Below are 20,532 nucleotides of genomic sequence, written 5' to 3' on the forward strand. Positions count from 1 at the left end.
GGATGAGGGCATGAGCACACCTCGGGGGGAGGGCGGCAGTGGCGCCGCCCCGCACTGGACGCCCGTCGCCCGTCCCGCCGACCGGACGCCCGCCTCCGCCGCCGACCCCCGCCCGGCCCGCGTCGTCGCCTGGGTCGTCGTCGTGTCGCTGCTCGTCATCGTCGCCGTCTCGGTCGCCGCCCTGGTCGCCGCCCGCGGCCTCGCCGAGGCCGAGTCGGTGCGCGACGCCGCCGACCGCGCCGACCGCATCGCCGACGCCGTCGTCGAGCCCGCCCTCACCGACGCGCTCGTCGACGGGGACGAGGAGGCGCGGCGCGCCATGGACGACGAGGTCCGGACCCACGTGCTCAGCGACAGCATCGTCCGGGTCAAGATCTGGGACGACACCGGCCGCGTCGTCTGGTCGGACGAGCCCGCCCTGATCGACCGCAGCTTCGCGCTCGGCGACGAGGACCTCGAGGCGCTCGCCGAGGGCGGCGACGGCGTCGAGGCGGAGGTCAGCGACCTCACGGCGCCCGAGAACGAGTACGAGCGCGACAGCGGCAAGCTGCTCGAGGCCTACCGCGCGGTCGAGACGCCGGGCGGCCAGGCGCTGCTGTTCGAGGTGTACTTCCGCTACGACGAGGTGCTGCAGCGCAGCGGCCAGCTCTTCGCCGGGTTCGCGGGCATCACCATCGGCAGCATCGTGCTCGTCGTGCTGCTGCTGCTGCCCGTGCTGCGGCAGCTGCTGCGGGCCCTCGACCGGGCCCGGGTGCAGCGCGAGGCGCTGCTCGAGCGGGCCCTCGACGCGAGCGCGGACGAGCGGCGCCGGATCGCCGGCGCCCTGCACGACGGGGTGGTGCAGGACCTCGTGGGCGCGTCCCTCGCCGTTTCGGCCGAGTCCGCCGGCTCGCGGGGCCGCGGCGACGCGGCGACGGCGGACGGCCTCGACCGGGTGGCGGCCGCGCTGCGCGGCAGCGTCGGGGGACTCCGCTCGCTGCTCGTCGACATCTACCCGCCGAACCTCGCTCGGGCCGGCATCGGCGCGGCGCTCGACGACCTCGCGGCGGGCGTGCGCGCCCGCGGGGTCGACGTCGTGCTCGCCGCGGACGACGCGTCCGTGCTCGACGACGAGGCGCAGCGGCTCGTGTTCCGGGTGGTGCAGGAGTGCCTCGCGAACGTCGTCGCCCATGCCCGCGCCTCCTCCGTCGAGATCACGGCGCGGCGCGGCGGCGACGGCGGCGTCGTCGTGACCCTCGCCGACGACGGCGCCGGCTTCGACCCGGCGCTGCTCACCGGCCCCGAGCCCGACCACTTCGGCCTGCGGGTGCTCGCGGACGTCGCGAGCGCAGGAGGCGCGGCTCTTGACCTGCAGACCGCGCCCGGTCGGGGCACCCGGTGGCGTGTGACCCTGCCGGCGTCGTCGGTGCGCCCCGCCGCGACGTCCTCGGCGGGCGTGCGACCCGCCGGGACCGACGGGGGAGCCGCGTGATCCGCGTCGTCGTGGTCGACGACCACCCGCTCGTGCGCCAGGGGCTGCGGTCGCTCGTCGACCAGGCCGACGGCGTCACGGTCGTCGCCGAGGCGGCCGACGGCGAGCGGGGCGTCGAGGCGGCCGCCCTGCACGAGCCGGACGTCGTGCTCATGGACCTCTCGATGCCCGGCATCGGCGGGGTCGAGGCCACGCGCCGCATCGTCGAGGCCGACCCGCGGGTGCGGGTCGTCGTGCTCACCTCCGTGCCCGACGCGTCGGCCGTGCGGGAGGCGCTCGGCGCCGGGGCGGTCGGCTACCTGCTCAAGGACGCCGAGCCCGCCACCGTCGTGGCCGGCGTCCGGGCCGCGGCCGAGGGCGGGGCGCCGCTCGACCCGCGCGCCGCCCGGGCGCTGCTGCCCGACCGGACGGGCGCCAGCACGCCCGACCCCGGTGCGGCCGCGCCCGCCGCCGCGCCGCTCGCTGGGCCCGCCGCTGCGCCCGTCGCCGCCGCGCCCGGCGCCGCGCCCGGTGCCCCGCTCGTCGCGGGCCGGGAGGCCGAGGTGCTGCACCTGCTCGCCCGCGGGCTCGCCAACAAGCAGATCGGCACGCAGCTCGGCATCAGCGAGCGCACCGTCAAGGCCCACGTCGGCAGCGTGTTCCGCCGCATCGGCGTCGCCGACCGCACCAGCGCCGCCCTCTGGGCACGGGACCACGGGTACGGCTCGCCGGGCGGGCCGGGCTCGCCGGCCTGACCGCCTCCGGGACCGGGACCGGGTCCGGGTCAGGGTCAGGGTCAGGGGGTACTAGTACCAAGGTCCGATGGTGCGCCGTGGCGCCCCCCGCGAGAGTGGACGCAGGCCCGGGGGACGGGCCGTCCACCCCCTCCACGAGGAGCTCCCCATGACCACCACCACCTTCGGCCGCACGGCCCGCTCGCTCCGCGCCGCGGTGCTCGTCGCCGCCGTCGTCGCCGGGTCGCTCGCCCTCTCGGCCGCCCCGGCCAGCGCCTCCGGCAAGACCAGCGCCGGCGGCGACTACCGCGTCACGATCGGCAGCACGACCTACGACCCGGCCCCCGGCAAGAGCGTCAAGGTCGGCGGGATCGCCCCGTCGGGCCGCATCGCGGTCCGCGGCGTCAACAACGGCTTCGACATCGACGTCGCCACCCTCGGCGTCTACGACTACACGCTGACCGGCGCCCCCGACACCCAGCGCATGGTGACGAAGCCCACCGTGGTCTTCGCCTCCAAGGTGCCGACCCTCACGCCGGCGCAGCTGTCCGGCGCGACGATCAAGAGCCTCGAGATCAAGGACGACACCCTCGTCGTGCTGTTCAGCACCGCGGGCGGCAAGTTCAAGATCCAGGCGAAGGACGGCGCGCAGGGCGGCATCTTCCAGATGGAGTCCGAGTTCGGCGCCCCCGTCGAGTTCACGCACACCCTCGGCGCCGGCCTGTTCTACTTCGTCAACCAGTACACGGGCAAGGTCAACTTCGGCGACGGCGTCGACCCCGTGACCTCCGGCACGGGCGCGCACCAGATGCTGCTCGGCAAGGACAGCCCCCAGGTGGCCGCGAAGACGTTCCAGAGCGGCACCGTCACCAAGTGGCTCGTCCAGTCGGGCGGACGCCTCGGCGGCGTGCTCGGCGAGGACGCCATCGAGCTGAGCGCGGGCGCCACGAACTGCACGAGCCAGTGCCAGGCCCAGAACCAGATCCGCGGCTCGCTGCCCGTGCCCCCGCTGCCCACCGACCCGACGCCGATCGGCTGACGCACGACGCACGACGCACGACCGCCACGGCGGGCCAGCCCTCCTCGGGGGCTGGCCCGCCGTCGCCGTGCACGCCAGACTCGGGGCCGTGAGCACACGCGACCGGGCCGGACGGCCTCCCCGAGGGGGAGCCGCGGCGCCCCTCTGGGTCGAGACCACCATCCGCGCGCCCCTCGACCGCGTGTGGGAGCTGACGCAGACGCCGACCGAGCACGTCCGCTGGGACCTCCGCTTCAGCCGCATCGTGCCCGAGGCCGACCTGCCCGGCGGCGGCTGGCGGTTCCGCTACGAGCGGTCGCTGCCGGGGCACGTCATCACCGGCACCGGGACCTCCCTCGGCGAGAGGGAGAGGCCCGACGGCACCCGCACCTCCGCCCTCCGCTTCGACACCGCCGACCGCCTCTCGCCCCTCCGCGCCGGACGCGGCTACTGGCGCTACGTCCCCGTCGCCGACGGCGTGCGGTTCGTGACCGGCTACGACTACGAGCCCGGGTTCGGCCGGCTGCTCGACCGCCTCCTCCGCCCCGTCGTGCTGTGGATGACCGCCTGGTCGTTCGACCGCCTGCGCATCTGGGCCGAGACCGGCACCCCGCCCGAGTCGTGGCCGCTCGTCTCCGTGCTCGCCGTCTGGCGGGCCGACCGCCCGCGGGCCTCCCGCTGCGGCACGACCGCGCCCCGACGCGGCGCGCTCGCCGACGCGCCCGCGACCCTCTCGACCCTGGAGGCACCGTGACCGTCCTGACCGCCGCCGCTGCCCTGCCCGCGCGGCTCCGTCGACGGCTGGGCCGCGCTCGCCGTCGCCCCGCGACGCCTCTCTCGCGCACGTCGCGCCCCACGACGGGCTCGGTCTTCCGTGCCGCGCTCGGCGACGACTTCGACCGGCTGCACCCGCGCCTCCAGGAGCGCTTCGGCGTCTCCGTCGCCGGCGGCCGGGGCTGCGTCGGCACGGGCGTCATGACGGAGGTGCGGCGCGGCCCCTGGTGGACGGTGCCTTTCTTGCAGATCGGCCGGCTGCGCAACATCCTCATCGCCGACGTGGGCCGCGACGTGCCGTTCCGCATCGACAACTGGCCGTACGTCGACCCCTTCGGCCGTGAGACCGTCACGTTCGTGCGCGAGTACCGGGCGCCGGGCCGCCGGACGGTCAGCCGGTTCGACGCGACCATGGTGCTCGATCCCGAGCGCGGCACCGTCGTCGACTACCTCGGCACGCACCAGCACCTCGCGGTCGACCTCGACCTGCGCGTCGAGCACGACGGCTCGCTGCACCTCACCTCGCACGCACAGCGGTTCTACGAGGGGCGGGCGGCGTTCCGGTTCCCGATGACCGCGTCGGGCACTGCGTCGCTGCGCGAGCGGTGGGACGACGAGGCGGGCGTGTTCCGCATCTCGCTCGAGGTGCACAACCGGCTCTTCGGGTTCCTCTTCGGCTACGAGGGCTGGTTCACCGCCGAGTACCCGCCGGCCGCCGCCGCGCCGGAGCACGTGCGGCCGCTGCGGCACGAGCCGCGCCTGTAGGGCAGCGCCGCCTACAGCCCGAACGCCCCGCGCCGCCCGGCCCTACAGCCCGAACGCCCCGCGCAGCAGCTCCAGCGCCTCGAGGTCGTCCTCGACCCCGCCGCCCTCGTGCCCGTTGTACGGCCACACGGTGATGCGCTTCTCGCCGGCGTACTCGTGGAACGCCCCGAACACGGTCGACGGCGGGCAGGTCGCGTCCATCAGCGCCGTCGAGAACAGCGCGGGAGCGGTGGCCCGACGCGCGAACGCGACGCCGTCGAAGTACGAGAGCACCTCGTGCACCGCCTCGGCGCTGTGGCGGTGCACGGCGAGGTACCGGCCGATCTGCGCGTACGGCTCGCTGTCGGTGATGACGGAGGCGCGGCGGAAGTCGCAGAGGAACGGCACCCGCGGCACCGCGGCGACCAGCCCGTCGACGAGACCGGCGACGGCCAGCGCGATGCCGCCTCCTTGGCTCGTGCCCAGCACGGCGACCCGGTCGGCGTCGACGACGTCGAGCGACCGCGCGGCCTCGACGGCCCGCACGCCGTCGGTGTAGACGCGGCGGTAGTAGTAGGTGTCGGGGCTCTCGACGCCGCGCGTCATCACGCCGTCGGCCGCGGGACCGGTGCCGGCCGGGTCGGGGGTGTCGCCCGAGCTCCAGTGCGAGCCCTGGCCGCGGGTGTCCATCTGCAGGTGGGCGAACCCGGCGGACGCCCAGAACAGGTTCTGCTGGGCGTGCCCGCGGCCGCCCCCGTAGCCGACGAACTCGACGACGGTGGGCAGCAGCTCGCCCGACGCGGCGGCCCCGGCGGGCACCCGCAGCCAGGCGGCAACGCGCTGGCCGTCGGCGCCGCGGAACGACACGTCGAGCACGTCGACCGTCACGAGCCCGGTGTCGACCGGCTCGGCCCGCACGTCGAGGTCGTGCTCGCGCGCCTCGGCGAGGGTGCGGCGCCAGAAGTCGTCGAAGTCGTCGGGCTCGGTCTGGGTGCTGCGGTAGGCGCGGAGGGCCGCCTCGTCGAGGTCCGTGTTCATGCCCCCTGTCTACAGGCCGCGGGCCGTCACGGGACGAGGAGGCGCGCCCCGGCCGGCGAGCCGGGGCGCCGCCCGTCGTCGGCGGCGAGGGCGACCCGGCTCAGGAGGCGGCGGTCGCGCGCCCGAACGAGGGCACCCACCCGATCGCCGGCGCCACGTGCTCGGCCACCGTGCGCAGCAGGCGGGCGTTGTAGTCGACCCCGAGCTGGTTCGGCACGGTGAGGTGCACCGTGTCGGCCGCCTGGACGGCGGCGTCGGCCGCGAGCTGCCGGGCGAGGACGTCGGGCTCGCCCACGTAGCTCTTGCCGAAGCGCGACTGCACGCCGTCGAGCATCCCGATCTGGTCGTGCGAGTCGTGCTGGGCGCGGACGCCGAAGTACCGGACGTCCTCGTCGGTCGTGATCGGGATGACGCTGCGGCTCACCGCGACGCGCGGCTCGCGCTCGTGGCCGGCCGCCGCCCACGCCTCGCGGAACACCGCGATCTGCTCGGCCTGCAGCTCGTCGAAGGGCACGCCCGTGTCCTCGGTCAGCAGCGTGCTGCTCATCAGGTTCATGCCCTGCTCGCCCGTCCAGCGGGCGGTCGCCCGGGTGCCGGAGCCCCACCAGATGCGCTCGCCGAGGCCCGGCGAGAGCGGCTCGATCGCGAGCGGGCTCGACCAGCCGGTCATGCGCGGGTCGCTCTGCGCGACGGCCTCGCCGTCGATCGCCCGGCGGAACAGGTCCGTGTGGCGGCGGGCCATGTCGGCGTCGGTCTCGCCGTCCTGCGGCACGTGGCCGAACGCCTCGTACCCGCGCAGCGACGACTCGGGCGACCCCCGGCTGACGCCGAGCTGCAGCCGGCCCGCGCTGATCAGGTCGGCGGCGGCCGCCTGCTCGGCCATCGAGAGCGGGTTCTCGTAGCGCATGTCGATGATGCCGGTGCCGAGCTCGATGCGGCTGGTCCGCGCGGCCATCGCGGCCAGCAGGGGGAACGGGCTGGCCAGCTGCTTCGCAAAGTGGTGCACGCGCACGGAGGCGGAGTCGATGCCGATCTCCTCGGCGGCGACGGCCAGCTCGATCGACTGGACCAGCGCCTCCTTCGCGGTGGGGGTGCGGGAGCCGGGCACGTCCTGGTAGTGGCCGAACGAGAGGAACCCGATGCGCTTCGTCATGTTCCATGCCAACGCATGCACCGGGCCGGGAATTCCGCGCGAGTCGCACCTGCGTGTCGAGGGCGGGCGTTCCGGGCCGAGGGCGGGTCGCCGCCGACCCGCCCTCGGCCCGGAAGACCCGCCCTCGACGGACGGGGCGCACGCCGCGACCGGGCGATCGGCGGCGAGTTCGCAGGTGACGGGACGAGGAGGCGCCGCTAGCGTGGTGCCCGTGGAGAACCGCTTCCGGATCGACGGCGACGACCTCGGGGTCGACCTGCGCGCCTCCTCGGTGACCATGGGCAGCGACGGGGTCGTCGACGCGACGATCGTCGCCGCCCGGGTGCCCGAGGTGGTCGACTGGTCGGACGACGCCCCGCGGCTCGAGTTCCGCGACGTGCCCCTGAAGTTCGACGGCGCCACCTTCGGCGTGACGGTCGACGACGACCTGCTCGACGAGCACGACATCTCGTTCTGGCTCGGCGAGTCGCTCGACGTGCACGGCCAGCTCAGCCTGGCCGCGGGCGAGCGCCTGCGCTTCGTGGGCACGACCCACGTCGCGGGCGAGCCGAAGGCCTGGCGGGTCGACGTGTCGATCCGGTTCGGGTCGCCGGGGCGCAGCGCGGCCGTCTAGCGCGACCGATCGGTCTGCCCGGTCCTCGCCGGCCCGTGGCCGCCCCCTAGGATCGACCATCATGGGGTGGTTGATCGAGAACTGGAGCGAGGTGCTCGGCTTCGTCACCGGCGCCCTCTGCGTGCTGCTGGCGGCGAGACGGAACATCTGGACGTTCCCGATCGGCATCGCGAACAACGTCGTCTTCTTCGTGCTGTTCGCCGAGCACGCGCTCTACGCCGACGCCGGGCTGCAGGTCGTCTACCTCGTGCTCGGCGTCATGGGCTGGGTCGGCTGGGCCCGCCACCGGGCCGACGACCACCGGGCGCTCGTCGTCCGCACGCCGCGTCGTGCCTGGCTGCCGCTGCTGCTGGCCGCCGTGGCCGGAGCCGCCCTGCTCACCTGGGTGCTCACCGCCTTCACCGACTCGACGACGCAGGTCGCCGACGCCTCGACGACCACGGTCAGCCTCGTGGCGCAGTACATGCTCAATCGGCGGTGGATCGAGAACTGGTTCGTCTGGATCGCCGTCGACGTCGCCTACATCGGCCTCTACCTCGTCAAGGGCCTCTGGATCACGGGCGCCCTCTACCTGCTCTTCATCGGCCTCTGCGTGACCGGGTTCGTCGGCTGGCGCCGCGCGCGCCGTCAGCAGCAGGCCGTCGACCCGCAGGAGGCGCGGGTCGCCCAGCCGGCCCCCTCGGCTCCCTGACGTGGTCGCCTCCGCCGGCCCGGGGCCCGGGCCGCGCTTCGAGCACGGCCTCGTCCTCGGCAAGTTCTACCCGCTGCACGTCGGGCACCAGCACCTGGTCCGCACGGCGCTGCAGCGCTGCCGCCGCGTGACCGTGCAGGTGCTGGGCTCCAGCGTCGAGTCGATCCCGCTCGAGGTGCGCGCCGACTGGCTGCGCGAGGAGCACCCGACCGCGCACGTCGTCGCCGCGATCGACGACGCCCCGGTCGACTACGACTCCGACGACGCGTGGGCCGAGCACATGGTCGTCATCGAGGGCCTGCTCGACGCCCCCGTCGACGCCGTGTTCACGAGCGACGAGTACGGGAGCGAGCTCGCCGACCGGCTCGGCGCCTCCTGGGTGCAGGTCGACCCCGGTCGCGTGCTGCACCCGGTCTCGGGCACCGCCGTCCGGGCCGACCCGGCCGCCCTCTGGTGGGCGCTCGCCCCCGCGGTGCGGGCGTGGCTCACGCCCCGCGTCGTCGTGCTCGGCGCGGAGTCGACCGGCTCCACGACGCTGGCCGAGGCGCTGGCCGACCGCCTCGGCACCGCGTGGGTGCCCGAGTACGGCCGGCTGCACAGCGAGGTGCGCGAGGGCGGCCTCGACGCGCCGTGGCGCAGCGACGAGTTCGACCTGATCGTCGACCGGCAGATCGGCTGGGAGGACGCGGCGCGGCGCCTCGTGCCCCGCCCCTTGCTGGTGTGCGACACCGACGTGCTCGCCACGGCCGTGTGGCACGAGCGCTACGTCGGCCCGGCGCCGGCCGCGCTCTGGGCCCGGGCGGCCGCGCACCCGCCGGTGCTCTACGTGCTGACGGGCGACGAGATCCCGTTCGTCGACGACGGCCTGCGCGACGGGGAGCACCTGAGGCACGACATGCACCGGCGGTTCCGCGAAGTGCTCGACGGCCAGTCGGTGCCCTGGACCGAGGTGCGCGGCAGCGTCGCCGAACGGGTCGAGGCCGTCCTGCCGGCCGTCGAGGAGGCGGTGGCCGGGGCGCTGCGCTTCGCCCTGCCGCTCGAGCAGCGGGAGCAGGCGGACGGGCCGCGCGGCCCGTCGGCGCGCGGCTAGGCTCGCGCCATGGGGGATCGTTGGAAACGTCTGTCGCAGTCGCCGACCCGTCGGGTCGCGCCGGGCCCGCCGCACGAGCTCACCGCGGACGACCTGTTCGCCGAGGGCGCGGCCGCGGGCCCCGAGCCGCTCGACGAGAAGCTGCGCCGCGCCTACTACTGGCTCGTCAACCAGGCGGTCATCTCGCCGTTCTACGACGTCGAGTTCTCGACGGGCAGCCCGGTGTCGTTCACGCTCGGCGACGCCGGCGCGACGCTCGACCTGCCGACCGAGCAGTCGTACTCGTCGAACGTGCTGCTGCCCCTGCTGACGCTCGCGGTCGGCGGCAAGTGCCTGCTCGTCGGCGGGCCGGGCCGCGGCAAGACGACGCTCGCCGTGCTGATGGGCGTGCTCGCCGGGTCGACGCCGGCCGACGTCCGTCGGCACGTGCAGCAAGGCCAGCCGCAGATGACCGTCAGCGACCTGGTCGGGCTGCCGCTGCCGCGCGACCTCGTGCAGGCGGCGAGCCTCGACGAGGTCACGGTCGCCTGGCGCGGCTGGCTGACCGAGCCCGTCAAGATCGTCGACGAGTACAACCGCATCCCCACGAAGACCCAGTCCGCCCTGCTGACGATGGTCGCCGAGGGCTACGTCGAGAGCCACGACCAGGTGCGGCGGACGGCGCCGCCGTCCGGCGTCGAGAGCTGGTTCTTCACGGCGAACGACGACGGGGGCGGCGGCACGTTCCCCGTGATCCAGGCGCTGCGCGACCGGATGGACGTCACCGTCGCCGCCCTCGGCTTCAACAGCCGGTTCCTCGACGAGCTCGTGGCCCGGGTCGAGGCCGGCGAGAAGCCCGAGGACCACGTGCCCGCCGAGCTGGTGCTGACCCCCGACGAGCAGGCGCGCCTGCGGGCCGAGGTGCGGGCCGTGCCGGTGCCGGCGTCCGTCCGCCGCCGGATCGAGTTCTTCGCCAGCCACTTCGAGTTCGTGCAGCACGGCGGCCGCCGCTTCGAGTACCGCACGAAGGACACGGTCTCGACCGGGGGCGGCCGCGTGCCCGACGTCGTCGACGAGAACACGGGGGCCGACCTCGCCGTCGACCTCGGCGCCCAGACCGTCAACAGCCTCTCCGTCCGAGCGCTGCAGACCCTGGTGGGCTACGCGAAGGCGATGGCGTTCTTCCGGGGCCGCGAGACGGTGGGGCTCGACGACGTCGCGGCCGTGCTGCCCTTCGCCCTGCGCGGCAAGCTGCTGCCGAACCCGCAGCACCCGCGCTTCGACGAGGGCGCCGACCGCGAGCTCTCCGCCGACGCGGTCAGCTGGCTGGCCGACCTCTTCGCCCAGAGCTGCCGCCAGTTCACGGCGCTCGGCCTCGAGGGCGACGACCCGGTGGCCGAGGTGCTCGCCCAGCTCGCCCGGGGCCTCGACGGCGTCGACCGGGTCGAGGCGTCGCGCCGGCTGACGGCCGTGGAGGCGCGCATCGCGTCGATCGCCGGCACCGGCAAGCTCTACGGTCGCCACTACGACGACCTGGTCGCGCTGAAGTACGCGCACCAGCGCTACACGGGTTACCTCGCCTGGCTCGAGGGCGGCTCGTCGTGACGCGGTGGGCCGGCCACGTCGTCGACGACGGGGTCCTGGTCGACGGCAGCGCGCCTCCTCGTCTCGCACCGGGTCTCGACGCCGACCTGGCCGAGCGCAACACGGGGGAGTGGGGCGGCGACGTCGCCCGGTGGCGACACGTGCTCGGCGCTGCCCTGGCCGCCCAGCGGGCGACGTCGCGGCCGGAGGACGGCCACCGCGACCTGTCGGCCCTGGCGGCCTGGCGGTCGGGGGTCGTCGGGCTGCGCGCCGACGCCCTGCGCCGGCTCGACCTCGCGCTCGCCGGCGGGGGCGACGACCGTCCCGCGCCCGAGGCCGCCGCCGCGGCGCTCGGCCTCGACCCGGCCCACCTCGACGCGTTCGCGTCGGGCCAGCGCGACGACCCGTTCGCCTGGCCTCCCGGTCGGCCCGGCGACCTGATCGCCCGGGTCGGCGGGTTCCGCGGCCTCGGCGGGCCGTGGCAGGCCCGGCCCCAGTGGACGACGCCGCTCGACGAGCCCGGCGCGCACGTCCTCTGGGTCGACCCCGAGCCCCTCGGCGACGGGCCTCGTGGGGGCAGCGAGCTCTGGCGGCTCGACGCCGACGTCTTCGGCCACCGGCTCGTGCTGCTCACCCCCGACGCGCCCGCCGGGGGCGCCGTGCCCGCGGGCGGGGGCCGTCCGGGCGACTCCGGGCAGGCGCGCTCGGCCGTGGTGCTGCGGTGGTCGAGCTACCTGGCCCTGCTCGTGGCGGCGCCGTGAGGACGCGCGCGCGGCGGACGGCCCCTCTGGTGCCGACCGCCGGGCAGCTCGAGGCCTGGCAGGACGCCCTGGACCTCTGGGGCGTCGCCCTGCACGACCCCGTGCTCGTCGAGGGCGCCGGCGAGGCGTCGTTCGCGTGGTTCGTGTTCCCCAGCGAGGTGTCCGTCGACCTCGCGCTGCTGGAGGCGGCCGGCGGCGCCGACCACCTCGGGTCCGTCTTCGCCCACGAGATCGGGCACCACGTGCTCGCCCCCGGCACGCGTCTCGACGAGTTCAAGGTGGTCCACCAGATGGCGCGGGCCATCACGGCCCTCGACGAGTGGTCGGACGGCCGCGGCGGCCAGGCCGATCTCGGGACGGCGACGCGGCTCGCCAACCTGTGGGAGGACCTCCTGGTGAACGCGCGGGTCGCACGGCTGCAGCGGCGCCGCCTCGCCGACGCGGGGCGGCCGGGCGAGGAGCCCGACATCGTCGCCCTGTGGCGCCTGCTCAACCGCCCCGGCAGCGAGTCCCCGGCGCTGTGGTGGGTCTACCGCCGGGCCCACGAGCTCGTCTGGTCGCTGCCCCGCGGCACGTTCTGCGACGTGGCCCCGCCCGACGTGGTCGACGACCAGCAGCGTGCCGACAGGGCCGCGGGCACGGCGGCGGCGTCCCGGCGGACGGCCCCGGCGGGCGCCGAGCCCACCCTCGCCGAGCAGGCGGCCGAGGCGGAGGCCGACGCGAGGGCCGCCCGCTCCGAGCTCGCGCGTCTCCGCACGCCGAGCCCCGAGTTCGACGCCGAGTGGCTGGCCGACACGGTGCGGCGCTTCGCCGACGACCCCGTGGGCGGCGCCCTGCCCGCCGGCACGGTGCTCGCCCCCTACGCCGTGCTCAGGTCGCGCGAGGAGGACCGGCTCCGCGCCGGCGCGTCCCGGGGGGCCGGGACGCCGGGCGCAGGATGCGGCGGCCAGGCGTCGGACGGCGCCCCGACCCCCGCCGAGGTGGAGGCGGTCCTCGGCGACCCGCGTCTGCGCGCGGTGCCGGAGCACCCCGGGGTGTCCGCCGCCCGTCGCGCCGCCGAGGAGGCCGCCGCGGCGCGCGGCGAGGACGCCGACGCCGGGGCCGGGGCGTCCGACGGGGACGACGGCGAGGGCGAGGGCGTCCGGCTCGGCGACGCCCTGGGCAGGTCTCGGGGCGGTTCCGACGGCCAGGCGTACGGACTCGCCGACACCCTCCGGCTCTGGCGCGGCTCCGACCGGGACGGCGTCGTCGCGGCCTGGTACCTCGCCGAGGCGCGGCGCTGGGTGCGACCGCTCGTCCAGCCCGCCCTCGTCGGCTCGGCCGCCGACGACACGATCCCCGGCGCCCTCGAGTCGTGGCAGCTCGGCGACGACGTCGACGACGTCGACTGGACGGCCACCCTGTCGCGCTCGCCCGTCGTGGTGCCGGGCGTCACCACCCGCCGTCGCGACCGGCTCGCCGACGCCCCGCCGCCTCCGGACGAGGGAATCGAGCTCGACCTCTGGGTCGACTCCTCGGGGTCCATGCCCTCGCCCGAGACCGGGTCCGCCGCGCTGGTCGCCGGCACGATCCTCGTGCTCTCCGTGCTGCGCGGGGGCGGGCGGGTGCGCATCACCTCGTTCTCCGGCCCGGGCCAGGTCGCCGGGGGATCCCGGCCCACCCGCGACCGGGCCGAGGCGCTGCGCGACCTCACGACGTACTTCGGCGGCGGCACGACGTTCCCTCTCGACCTGCTCGCCTCGCGCCACCCGGGCACCCGGCTCGACCCTGCCGTGCGACGGCACCTCGTCGTGCTCTCCGACGACGGCCTCGAGTCCCTGTTCGGGCGGGGCCAGGAGGAGCTGGGCGGCGTGGCGGCCCGCGTGCGCCGGACGCTCGACACAGCCACCCTGGTGCTGCTCGGCACCAGGTCGGGCATCGACGCGCAGGCCGCCGCCGCGGGCTACGACGTGCGCGTGCTGCCGGGCGTGGCCGACGCGCCCCGCGTCTGCGCCGCGCTCGCGGCCGCGCTGACCGACCCGCCCCGGCGACCGGAGGAGACCCGTGGCCAGTGACGAGACGACGACGCCCCTCGGCCGGTGGCTGGCCCGGGGCGACGACGAGCAGGACCTCTGGGGTCGGCTGGTGCCCGGTCCGAGCGTCGACGACGTCGCCCGCCGGCTCTCCGCCGTGCCCCGCAGCTTCCTCGAGCCCGGGCTCTCGCTGCGGTCCCTCGTCGGCGACGTCCTCGACGACCTCGCGCCCGACCCGCTGGGCCAGCTGGCCGGGCCCGCCCGGCGGGCGGCGGACGTGGCGGGCGAGATCGACGAGTCCGGGCACGACGCCGCCCGGCGCGGGGCGGCCGTGGCGCTCTGGACCTGGGCCAGCCAGGACGAGCTCGGCCCGGCCGAGCCGCGCCTCCTGACCCGGTCGGCCGATCGCGTCCTCGCCGCCCTCGCCTGGCGACTCGCCCCCGTCGTCGACCCCCGGGTGTGGCTCGCCGACGCCGAGCGGCGCGACGAGGCCGCGAGGTCGCTGCTCTTCTGGGGCGGGCAGCTGCCCGCCGGCGAGGACGCGGCCACGGCCCGGGCCCTGCTCGAGGCGCGCGACTCGCTGCGCCGCGACCAGTCGCTGTCGCAGGCCCTGGCCGAGCAGCAGCACCGGCTCGAGGTGATGCGCCGGCTCCGCGAGGCGCGGGCCCGCGAGGCGGCCGCCCGACCGGGGCACGAGTGACGCCGTGACCGCGCACGCCCCCGGCGCGGCCGACCCCGCCGCCCTCGACCCCGGCGCCCCCGGCCCCGGCGCCCCCGACCCGGACGCCCCCGACCCGCTCGACCTGGACGAGTACGTGCCGGGCACCTCCGTCGCCCTCACCGACGACGAGCGCTGGCCGACCCTGACCCCGGAGGGCCGCGACCGCCTCCTCCGCCTCCGCGACCACCCCGCGGCCCCGGCCTGGGTGCACCGCACCGGCGACCGCCTCACGGCCGAGGGCGTCGAGCGCTCGCGCACGCCCCTCCCGCTCGCCGGCTGGCTCGACGAGCACCTGGCCACGGCGAGGCGGCTGCCCGCCTACCGTCGCAGCGACCTGCCGCTCGACCGGCTCGACCAGTGGCCCTTCACGACCCGCGACGACCTCGTCGACGACGTCTCGGCCTTCGTCCCGCTCGACGCGGACCTCGACCTCATGGTTCAGGGCAGCAGCTCGGGCTCGACGGGCCGTGCCCTGCTGATCCCCGACCACGTCGAGGAGGTGGCGCGCACGTTCCACCTGTACGTCTCGCTCGTCCGCGACCTCGGCGTCGACTGGCGGCCCGACCCCGACCGCATGGCGCTCGCCCACGTGGTGCACCAGCGGCAGGCCTTCACCTACGCGTCGGTGCTGAGCGGCTTCGGGCAGGCGACGACGGCGAGGGTCAACCTGCACCCCGGGCAGTGGGGCGCGCCGGGCCGGCGGGCGGCCTTCTTCGCCGACCAGCGGCCCCAGGTGGTCAGCGGCAGCCCGACGAGCCTCGCCGAGCTGCTGCAGCCCGACCTGGCGGGGCTGCTGCGCCCGCTCGCGCTCTTCTCGGGAGCGACCGCGCTCTCCGCGCCGCTGCGCGCCGACCTCGAGGCCGCGTTCGACTGCCCGGTGATCGACGTCTACGGGCTGCACGAGACCCGGCCGATCGCGGTCAGCTCCGACGGGGGCCCGCACGTCGTGCTCGACCGGCGGCTCGTCGTCGAGGTCGTCGACCCGGCCGGGGCGGCCGTCGCCCCGGGGGAGCGGGGCGAGATCGTCGTGACGGCCGGCGAGAACCCGCTGCTGCCCCTCGTCCGCTACCGGACGGGCGACTTCGCGCGGCTCGTCGACGTCGACGGCCGGCCCGCGCTGGCCGACCTCGAGGGCCGCGACCCCACGGTCTTCGCGCACGGGGACGGCTCGCTCGTGCCCTGCATCGACCTCACCCAGCACCTGCAGGCCGCCCGGTGCCGGGGCTGGTCGGTGCACCAGGACCGCCGAGGCGCGGTGCGGGCCGTCGTCGTCGGCGGCGACGCCGAGATGGTCCGGTCGCGCCTCGGGGCGATGCTCGGGCGCCTGGTCGACGTGCGCCGGGTGCCCACGCTGCTCGACCTCGGCGAGGGCAAGCCGCGACGCTACGTGTCGGAGGCGACGGCGAGCTGACCCGCCGGGTCGTGGCCGAGGAGGCGCGAGCAGGCAGGATGGACCGCATGAGCCCCCGACGCACTCGCCCCGCACCCCGGGGCACCGACCGCCGCACCGCCCTCCTGCTCGCCGCGGCCTGCGGGGTCTCCGGCGTGCTGCACCTCGCGCGCCCCGCGGTCTACGACGCCGTCGTGCCGCGCAGCATGCCCGGCCCCGCCCGGTTCTGGACGACGAGCTCGGGCCTCGCCGAGGTCGTCGTGGCGGGGGCGCTCGCTTCGACCGCGACACGGCGGGCGGGCGGCCTGCTCGCGGCGGCGCTCTTCGTCGCGGTGTTCCCCGCGAACGTCTCGATGGCCCTCCGCGCGCTCGGCAGCGGCCGGGCCGGGACGGCGCGCCGGGTCGTCACGGCGGCCCGCCTGCCGCTGCAGGTGCCGCTCGTCGCGGCCGCCCTCCGGGTGGGTCGCGCCTCCTGACCGGCGTCCTCCCCGGTCGGTGCCGGTACCGTGGACGATCGACCGCGTGACGGCCGCCGCCCGGCGGCGGCCCGACCGGCCCGACCACGAGCGACCACGACGACGCACGACGCGTCGCGGGGTCCGACGCACGACCCGGCCGAGGGGAGGCCCCGCATGACCACGATCGACCTCAACGCCGACCTCGGCGAGGGCTTCGGCCGCTGGCAGCTCGGCGACGACGACGCCCTGCTCGACGTGGTGACGAGCGCGAACGTCGCCTGCGGGTTCCACGCGGGCGACCCCGCGGGCCTGCTGCGGGTGGTCGACGCGGCGCACCGCCGGGGCGTCGTCGTCGGCGCCCACGTCTCGTACCGCGACCTCGTCGGCTTCGGGCGTCGCTACGTCGACGCGTCCCACGACGAGCTCGTCGCCGACGTGGTCTGGCAGGTCGGCGCGCTGACCGGGCTGACCCGGGCCGTCGGGGGAGCCGTGCGCTACGTCAAGCCGCACGGGGCGCTCTACTCGGTCGTGGCCGACGCCGACGGGCGCGGCGCCGTCCACGCGGGCGCCCTCGTCGAGGGAGTGCTGCGCGTCGACCCGTCCCTGCCCGTCGTCGGCCTGGCCGGGTCCGCGTTCCTGCGCCGGGCCGAGGCCGAGGGGCTGCACGTCGTGGCCGAGGCCTTCGCCGACCGCGCCTACGACGCCTCCGGGGCCCTCGCGCCCCGCAGCCTCCCGGGAGCGGTGCTGCACGACGCGGGCGAGATCCGCGACCGCGTCCTCCGGCTCGTCGAGACGGGCTCCGTGGTCGCCGTCGACGGCACCGTCGTCGAGCTGGTGGTCGACACCGTCTGCGTGCACGGCGACAGCCCGGACGCCGTGGCGATCGCCGTCGGCGTGCGCTCCGCGCTCGAGGAGGCGGGGGTCGCGCCCCGTGCGTTCGTGACGGGCCCGCAGGGCGTCGCCGACACCGGGACGGCATCGCGGTGACCGGGCAGGACGTCGACCTCGGGGCCGCCCTCGCCCACCTCCGCGTGCTGCCGCTCGGCACCGACGGCGTGCTGATCGAGACGGACGGGCTGGACGAGTCGCTCGCCCTCTTCGGCGCCCTGCTCGCGCAGCCCGTCGCGGGCATCCTCGACGTCGTTCCCGCGGCGCGCAGCGTGGCCGTCCGGTTCCTGCCCACCCTGCTGCCGATCGCGTCGCTGATGAGCGTCATCCGCTCGCTGCCGAGCTCGCGCGACGCGGCGACGGAGGGCCGGCTCGTCGAGATCCCGGTCACCTACGACGGCGACGACCTCGACGAGGTCGCCCGTCTCAGCGGACTGAGCGTCGCCGAGGTCGTCGAGCGCCACTCGGCCGCGACCTACTCGGTCGCCTTCACCGGCTTCGCGCCCGGCTTCGCGTACCTCACGGGAGGCGACCCGGCCCTGGCCGTGCCGCGCCGTGCGACGCCGCGGACGACCGTGCCCACGGGCGCCGTGGCCGTGGCGGGGGAGTTCACCGGCGTCTACCCGCGCGAGAGCCCCGGCGGCTGGCACCTCGTCGGGCGGACCGACGTGCCGATGTGGGACCTCGCCGAGCGCGTGCCGGCACTGCTGCAGCCGGGCATGCGGGTGCGCTTCGTCGACACGGCCGGGCACGACCCCGCCGAGGCGGTCGGCGGCGTCCCCGCGAGCGAGGCCGTCGTCCCGGCCGAGGGCCCGTCGGCGCCGCCCCCGCCGCGTCCCGAGCGCGCCCTCGTCGTCGCCGCGCCGGGCCCCCACAGCATCCTGGAGGACCTGGGGCGGCCCGGCCGCTCGGGTCTCGGCGTCTCGCGCTCGGGGGCGATGGACCACCGGGCGCTCCGCGAGGCGAACCGCCTCGTCGGCGCCGCCACCGGCTCGCCGGCGCTCGAGATGGCGTACGGCGGCCTCGAGGCCACGGCGCGCGGCGACCTGGTGCTCGCTGTCGCGGGCGCCCCGGTGCCGCTCGTGATCCAGGGCGCCCACGGCGTGCGGACCGCCGTCCCGGGGGCGGCCTTCGCGCTCGACGACGGCGACGTGCTCGTCGTGGGGGCGCCTCCTCGGGGCGTCTACTCGTACCTCGCGGTGCGCGGCGGCTGGGAGGCCGAGACCGTGCTCGACAGCGCCTCGGGCGACGTGCTGGCCCGCATCGGCCCGGCGCGCCTCGAGGCCGGCGACGAGCTCGGCGTCGGACGCGCGTGGTCCGAGAGCGTCGCGGCGGCGGCTCCCCACGTCCAGCGCTCGGTCTCGGCGCCCGACGAGGTGACGCTGCTCGACGTCGTGCTCGGCCCGCGCGACGACTGGTTCACGCCCGAGGCGCTGGAGCGGCTCACGGGACAGCGCTTCACCGTCACCGCCCAGTCGAACCGCATCGGCCTCCGGCTCGAGGGCGAGCAGCCGCTCGACCGTGCCGTCGAGCACGAGCTGCCGAGCGAGGCGACCGTGTCGGGCGCCCTGCAGGTGCCGCCGGACGGCCAGCCCGTGCTCTTCATGGCCGACCACCCGGTGACGGGCGGCTACCCGGTCGTCGCCTGCGTGGTCGGCGACCAGCTCGACCGCGCGGCCCAGGTGCCGGTCGGCGCCAGCGTGCGCTTCCGCGTCGTCCCCGGGCCCGACCTCGGCGCGGGCCGGCGGGGCGGGCGGCGCGACGCCCGCGTCGACGAGCGCGCCGCCGACGAGCGCGGGGTCGAGCAGTGAAGAAGCTCCTGATCGCCGAGCGCGGGCTCGTCGCGGTGCGCGTCGCGCGCACGGCGGCCGACCTCGACCTGGCCACCGTGGCCGTCTTCGCGCCCGACGACGTCGACGCCCTGCACGTGCGCGCCGCGGACGAGGCGTGGGCGCTCGACGAGCAGCCGGGCACCGACGCCTACCGCGACATGCAGGCGCTGCTCGACGTCGCCGAGCGCAGCGGGGCCGACGCGGTGCACCCGGGGTGCGGGCCCCTGAGCGAGAACGCCGAGTTCGCCCGGCGCGTGCTGGCCGCCGGCCTGACCTGGGTCGGGCCCGACCCCGAGACGATGGAGCTGCTCGGCGACAAGGTCTCCGCCCGCGCCCTCGCCGACTCGGTCGGGGCGCCCCTCGTCGTCGGCACCTCCGAGCCGATCGCGTCCGCCGACGAGGCGGTCGCCTTCGCGCAGCGGCACGGCCTGCCCATCGCGCTCAAGGCGGCCCACGGCGGGGGCGGCCTCGGGCTGCGGGTGGCCCGGCGGCTCGACGAGGTCGCCGACCTGCTCGACAGCGCCGTCCGCGAGTCCGCGGCCGTCTTCGGGCGGGGCGAGGTCTTCGTCGAGCAGTACCTCGACCGCCCCCGCCACGTCGAGGCGCAGCTGCTCGGCGACGGCGAGGGCGGCGTGGTCGTCGTCGGCACCCGGGAGTGCTCGGTGCAGCGTCGCCACCAGAAGCTCGTCGGCGAGGCGCCCGCGGTCCACCTCACCGACGAGCAGCTCGAGGTCGTCACGTCGACCTCGGTCGCCCTCGGGTCGGCGGTGTCGTACCGAGGAGCGGGCACGGTCGAGTTCCTCGTGTCGCGGGCCGGCCAGGTGTCGTTCCTCGAGGTGGGCACGGCGCTGCCCCTCGAGCACGTCGCCACCGAGCAGGCGACGGGGGTCGACCTGGTCCGGCAGCAGCTGCTCGTGGCCGACGGCCGGGGCCTCGACCTCGCGGACGTGCCCGAGAGCCGCGGCCACACGCTGTCCTTCCGCGTCACGGCAGAGGACCCGGGCCGGGGGTTCCTGCCCGCGCCGGCCACGGTCACCCGTCTCGAGCTGCCCGGCGGCCCCGGCGTCCGCGTCGACTCCGGCGTCGTCGCCGGGTCGGCGGTCGCCGCGGGGCGCGACTCGCTCCTGCTCTCCGTGGTGGTGACGGGTCGCGACCGCGCCGCCGCCCTGGCCCGGGCACGGCGGGCGCTGGGCGACCTCGTCGTCGAGGGGCCGGCGAGCACGGCGGGCTTCCACCGCCTCCTCGTCGACGACCCGGCCTTCGCCGGCGGCGACGACGGAGAGCCCCGGGTGCACACCCGCTGGATCGAGACCGAGTGCGAGTGGCTGGACGCCCTCGCGGTCGGCACCCCGGAGGCGGCGGCCGGGCTGGCCTCCCGGCGCAGCTGGGTCGTCGTCGACGGCCGTCTCGTGCCGGTCGTGCTGCCGACGGCGGACGTCGGCGACGACGAGGCGGACGTCGGCCCCCTCCCGGCGGCGACGGTGGTGGCCGGCGTCGTCGCGGCCGTGGTCGCGACGGATGTCCACGACGGGGCAGGTGGCGGTCCCTCCGCGTCGTAAGCTGAGAGTGCGCCCAGAGTCGCGCGCCCTCCTCGCCGCCTAC

The 20,532-nt window shown here is 76.6% G+C and carries 19 protein-coding genes; 17 read left to right on the forward strand and 2 right to left on the reverse strand.

Going from position 1 to position 20,532, the window contains the following annotated elements; translation table 11 throughout:
- Positions 1–10 precede the first annotated feature (10 nt).
- From FHR78_RS07070 to FHR78_RS07090, 5 genes are all read left to right on the forward strand, one after another.
- Complete coding sequence (locus FHR78_RS07070) at positions 11–1,471, forward strand: sensor histidine kinase (protein WP_166759841.1); 1,461 nt, start codon at positions 11–13, stop codon at positions 1,469–1,471.
- On the forward strand, positions 1,468–2,205 hold the full coding sequence (locus FHR78_RS15610; RefSeq protein WP_166759842.1) for a response regulator: 738 nt from the start codon (positions 1,468–1,470) through the stop codon (positions 2,203–2,205). The genes FHR78_RS07070 and FHR78_RS15610 overlap by 4 nt, the downstream gene beginning before the upstream one ends.
- A gap of 148 nt (positions 2,206–2,353) precedes the next feature.
- A complete protein-coding gene (locus tag FHR78_RS07080; RefSeq protein WP_166759843.1) occupies positions 2,354–3,223 on the forward strand; it encodes a hypothetical protein in 870 nt (289 codons plus the stop codon).
- An 88-nt stretch (positions 3,224–3,311) separates the two neighbouring features.
- Positions 3,312–3,956: an SRPBCC family protein gene (locus FHR78_RS07085; RefSeq protein WP_347878105.1), complete on the forward strand. Its 645-nt coding sequence runs from the start codon at positions 3,312–3,314 to the stop codon at positions 3,954–3,956.
- Positions 3,953–4,741 (forward strand): DUF4166 domain-containing protein, encoded by a 789-nt coding sequence (locus FHR78_RS07090; RefSeq protein WP_347878106.1) that lies wholly within the window; start codon positions 3,953–3,955, stop codon positions 4,739–4,741. The genes FHR78_RS07085 and FHR78_RS07090 overlap by 4 nt, the downstream gene beginning before the upstream one ends.
- A gap of 42 nt (positions 4,742–4,783) precedes the next feature.
- On the opposite strand, the gene FHR78_RS07095 is transcribed toward FHR78_RS07090, so the two are convergent.
- Both FHR78_RS07095 and FHR78_RS07100 read right to left on the reverse strand, forming a co-directional pair.
- On the reverse strand, positions 4,784–5,758 hold the full coding sequence (locus FHR78_RS07095) for an acetylxylan esterase (protein WP_166759844.1): 975 nt from the start codon (positions 5,756–5,758) through the stop codon (positions 4,784–4,786).
- A 100-nt stretch (positions 5,759–5,858) separates the two neighbouring features.
- On the reverse strand, positions 5,859–6,911 hold the full coding sequence (locus FHR78_RS07100; protein WP_166759845.1) for an LLM class flavin-dependent oxidoreductase: 1,053 nt from the start codon (positions 6,909–6,911) through the stop codon (positions 5,859–5,861).
- Positions 6,912–7,122: 211 nt separating this feature from the next.
- Between FHR78_RS07100 and FHR78_RS07105 the strand changes: the two genes are divergently transcribed.
- From FHR78_RS07105 to FHR78_RS07160, 12 genes are all read left to right on the forward strand, one after another.
- A complete protein-coding gene (locus FHR78_RS07105; RefSeq protein WP_166759846.1) occupies positions 7,123–7,524 on the forward strand; it encodes a hypothetical protein in 402 nt (133 codons plus the stop codon).
- Positions 7,525–7,585: 61 nt separating this feature from the next.
- The gene (pnuC, locus tag FHR78_RS07110) at positions 7,586–8,215 is read left to right on the forward strand and encodes a nicotinamide riboside transporter PnuC (RefSeq protein WP_208393031.1); all 630 of its coding nucleotides are present in this window, start codon (positions 7,586–7,588) and stop codon (positions 8,213–8,215) included.
- A 1-nt stretch (position 8,216) separates the two neighbouring features.
- Positions 8,217–9,305 carry an AAA family ATPase gene (locus tag FHR78_RS07115; protein ID WP_166759847.1) on the forward strand — a complete coding sequence of 363 codons (1,089 nt, stop codon included), beginning with the start codon at positions 8,217–8,219 and terminating at the stop codon, positions 9,303–9,305.
- Positions 9,306–9,314: 9 nt separating this feature from the next.
- Positions 9,315–10,889: an AAA family ATPase gene (locus FHR78_RS07120; RefSeq protein WP_166759848.1), complete on the forward strand. Its 1,575-nt coding sequence runs from the start codon at positions 9,315–9,317 to the stop codon at positions 10,887–10,889.
- Positions 10,886–11,629 (forward strand): potassium transporter Kef, encoded by a 744-nt coding sequence (locus tag FHR78_RS07125; RefSeq protein ID WP_166759849.1) that lies wholly within the window; start codon positions 10,886–10,888, stop codon positions 11,627–11,629. Before FHR78_RS07120 ends, FHR78_RS07125 begins: the two co-directional genes overlap by 4 nt.
- 29 nt (positions 11,630–11,658) lie before the next feature.
- On the forward strand, positions 11,659–13,683 hold the full coding sequence (locus FHR78_RS07130; RefSeq protein ID WP_347878107.1) for a vWA domain-containing protein: 2,025 nt from the start codon (positions 11,659–11,661) through the stop codon (positions 13,681–13,683).
- The gene (locus tag FHR78_RS07135; RefSeq protein WP_166759850.1) at positions 13,673–14,341 is read left to right on the forward strand and encodes a phosphohydrolase; all 669 of its coding nucleotides are present in this window, start codon (positions 13,673–13,675) and stop codon (positions 14,339–14,341) included. The genes FHR78_RS07130 and FHR78_RS07135 overlap by 11 nt, the downstream gene beginning before the upstream one ends.
- A gap of 4 nt (positions 14,342–14,345) precedes the next feature.
- Positions 14,346–15,773: an AMP-binding protein gene (locus tag FHR78_RS07140; RefSeq protein ID WP_166759851.1), complete on the forward strand. Its 1,428-nt coding sequence runs from the start codon at positions 14,346–14,348 to the stop codon at positions 15,771–15,773.
- A 47-nt stretch (positions 15,774–15,820) separates the two neighbouring features.
- A complete protein-coding gene (locus FHR78_RS07145; RefSeq protein WP_166759852.1) occupies positions 15,821–16,228 on the forward strand; it encodes a DoxX family protein in 408 nt (135 codons plus the stop codon).
- A gap of 156 nt (positions 16,229–16,384) precedes the next feature.
- Positions 16,385–17,197 (forward strand): LamB/YcsF family protein, encoded by an 813-nt coding sequence (locus FHR78_RS07150; protein WP_166759853.1) that lies wholly within the window; start codon positions 16,385–16,387, stop codon positions 17,195–17,197.
- Positions 17,194–18,909: a 5-oxoprolinase/urea amidolyase family protein gene (locus tag FHR78_RS07155; RefSeq protein WP_166759854.1), complete on the forward strand. Its 1,716-nt coding sequence runs from the start codon at positions 17,194–17,196 to the stop codon at positions 18,907–18,909. Before FHR78_RS07150 ends, FHR78_RS07155 begins: the two co-directional genes overlap by 4 nt.
- Positions 18,906–20,489, forward strand: a complete 1,584-nt coding sequence (locus FHR78_RS07160; protein WP_166759855.1) for a biotin carboxylase N-terminal domain-containing protein — start codon at positions 18,906–18,908, stop codon at positions 20,487–20,489. Before FHR78_RS07155 ends, FHR78_RS07160 begins: the two co-directional genes overlap by 4 nt.
- Positions 20,490–20,532 lie beyond the last annotated feature (43 nt).

Origin of the sequence: Frigoribacterium faeni, from assembly GCF_011761235.1 — a bacterium.
GTDB classification, from domain to species: Bacteria; Actinomycetota; Actinomycetes; order Actinomycetales; family Microbacteriaceae; genus Frigoribacterium; species Frigoribacterium faeni_A.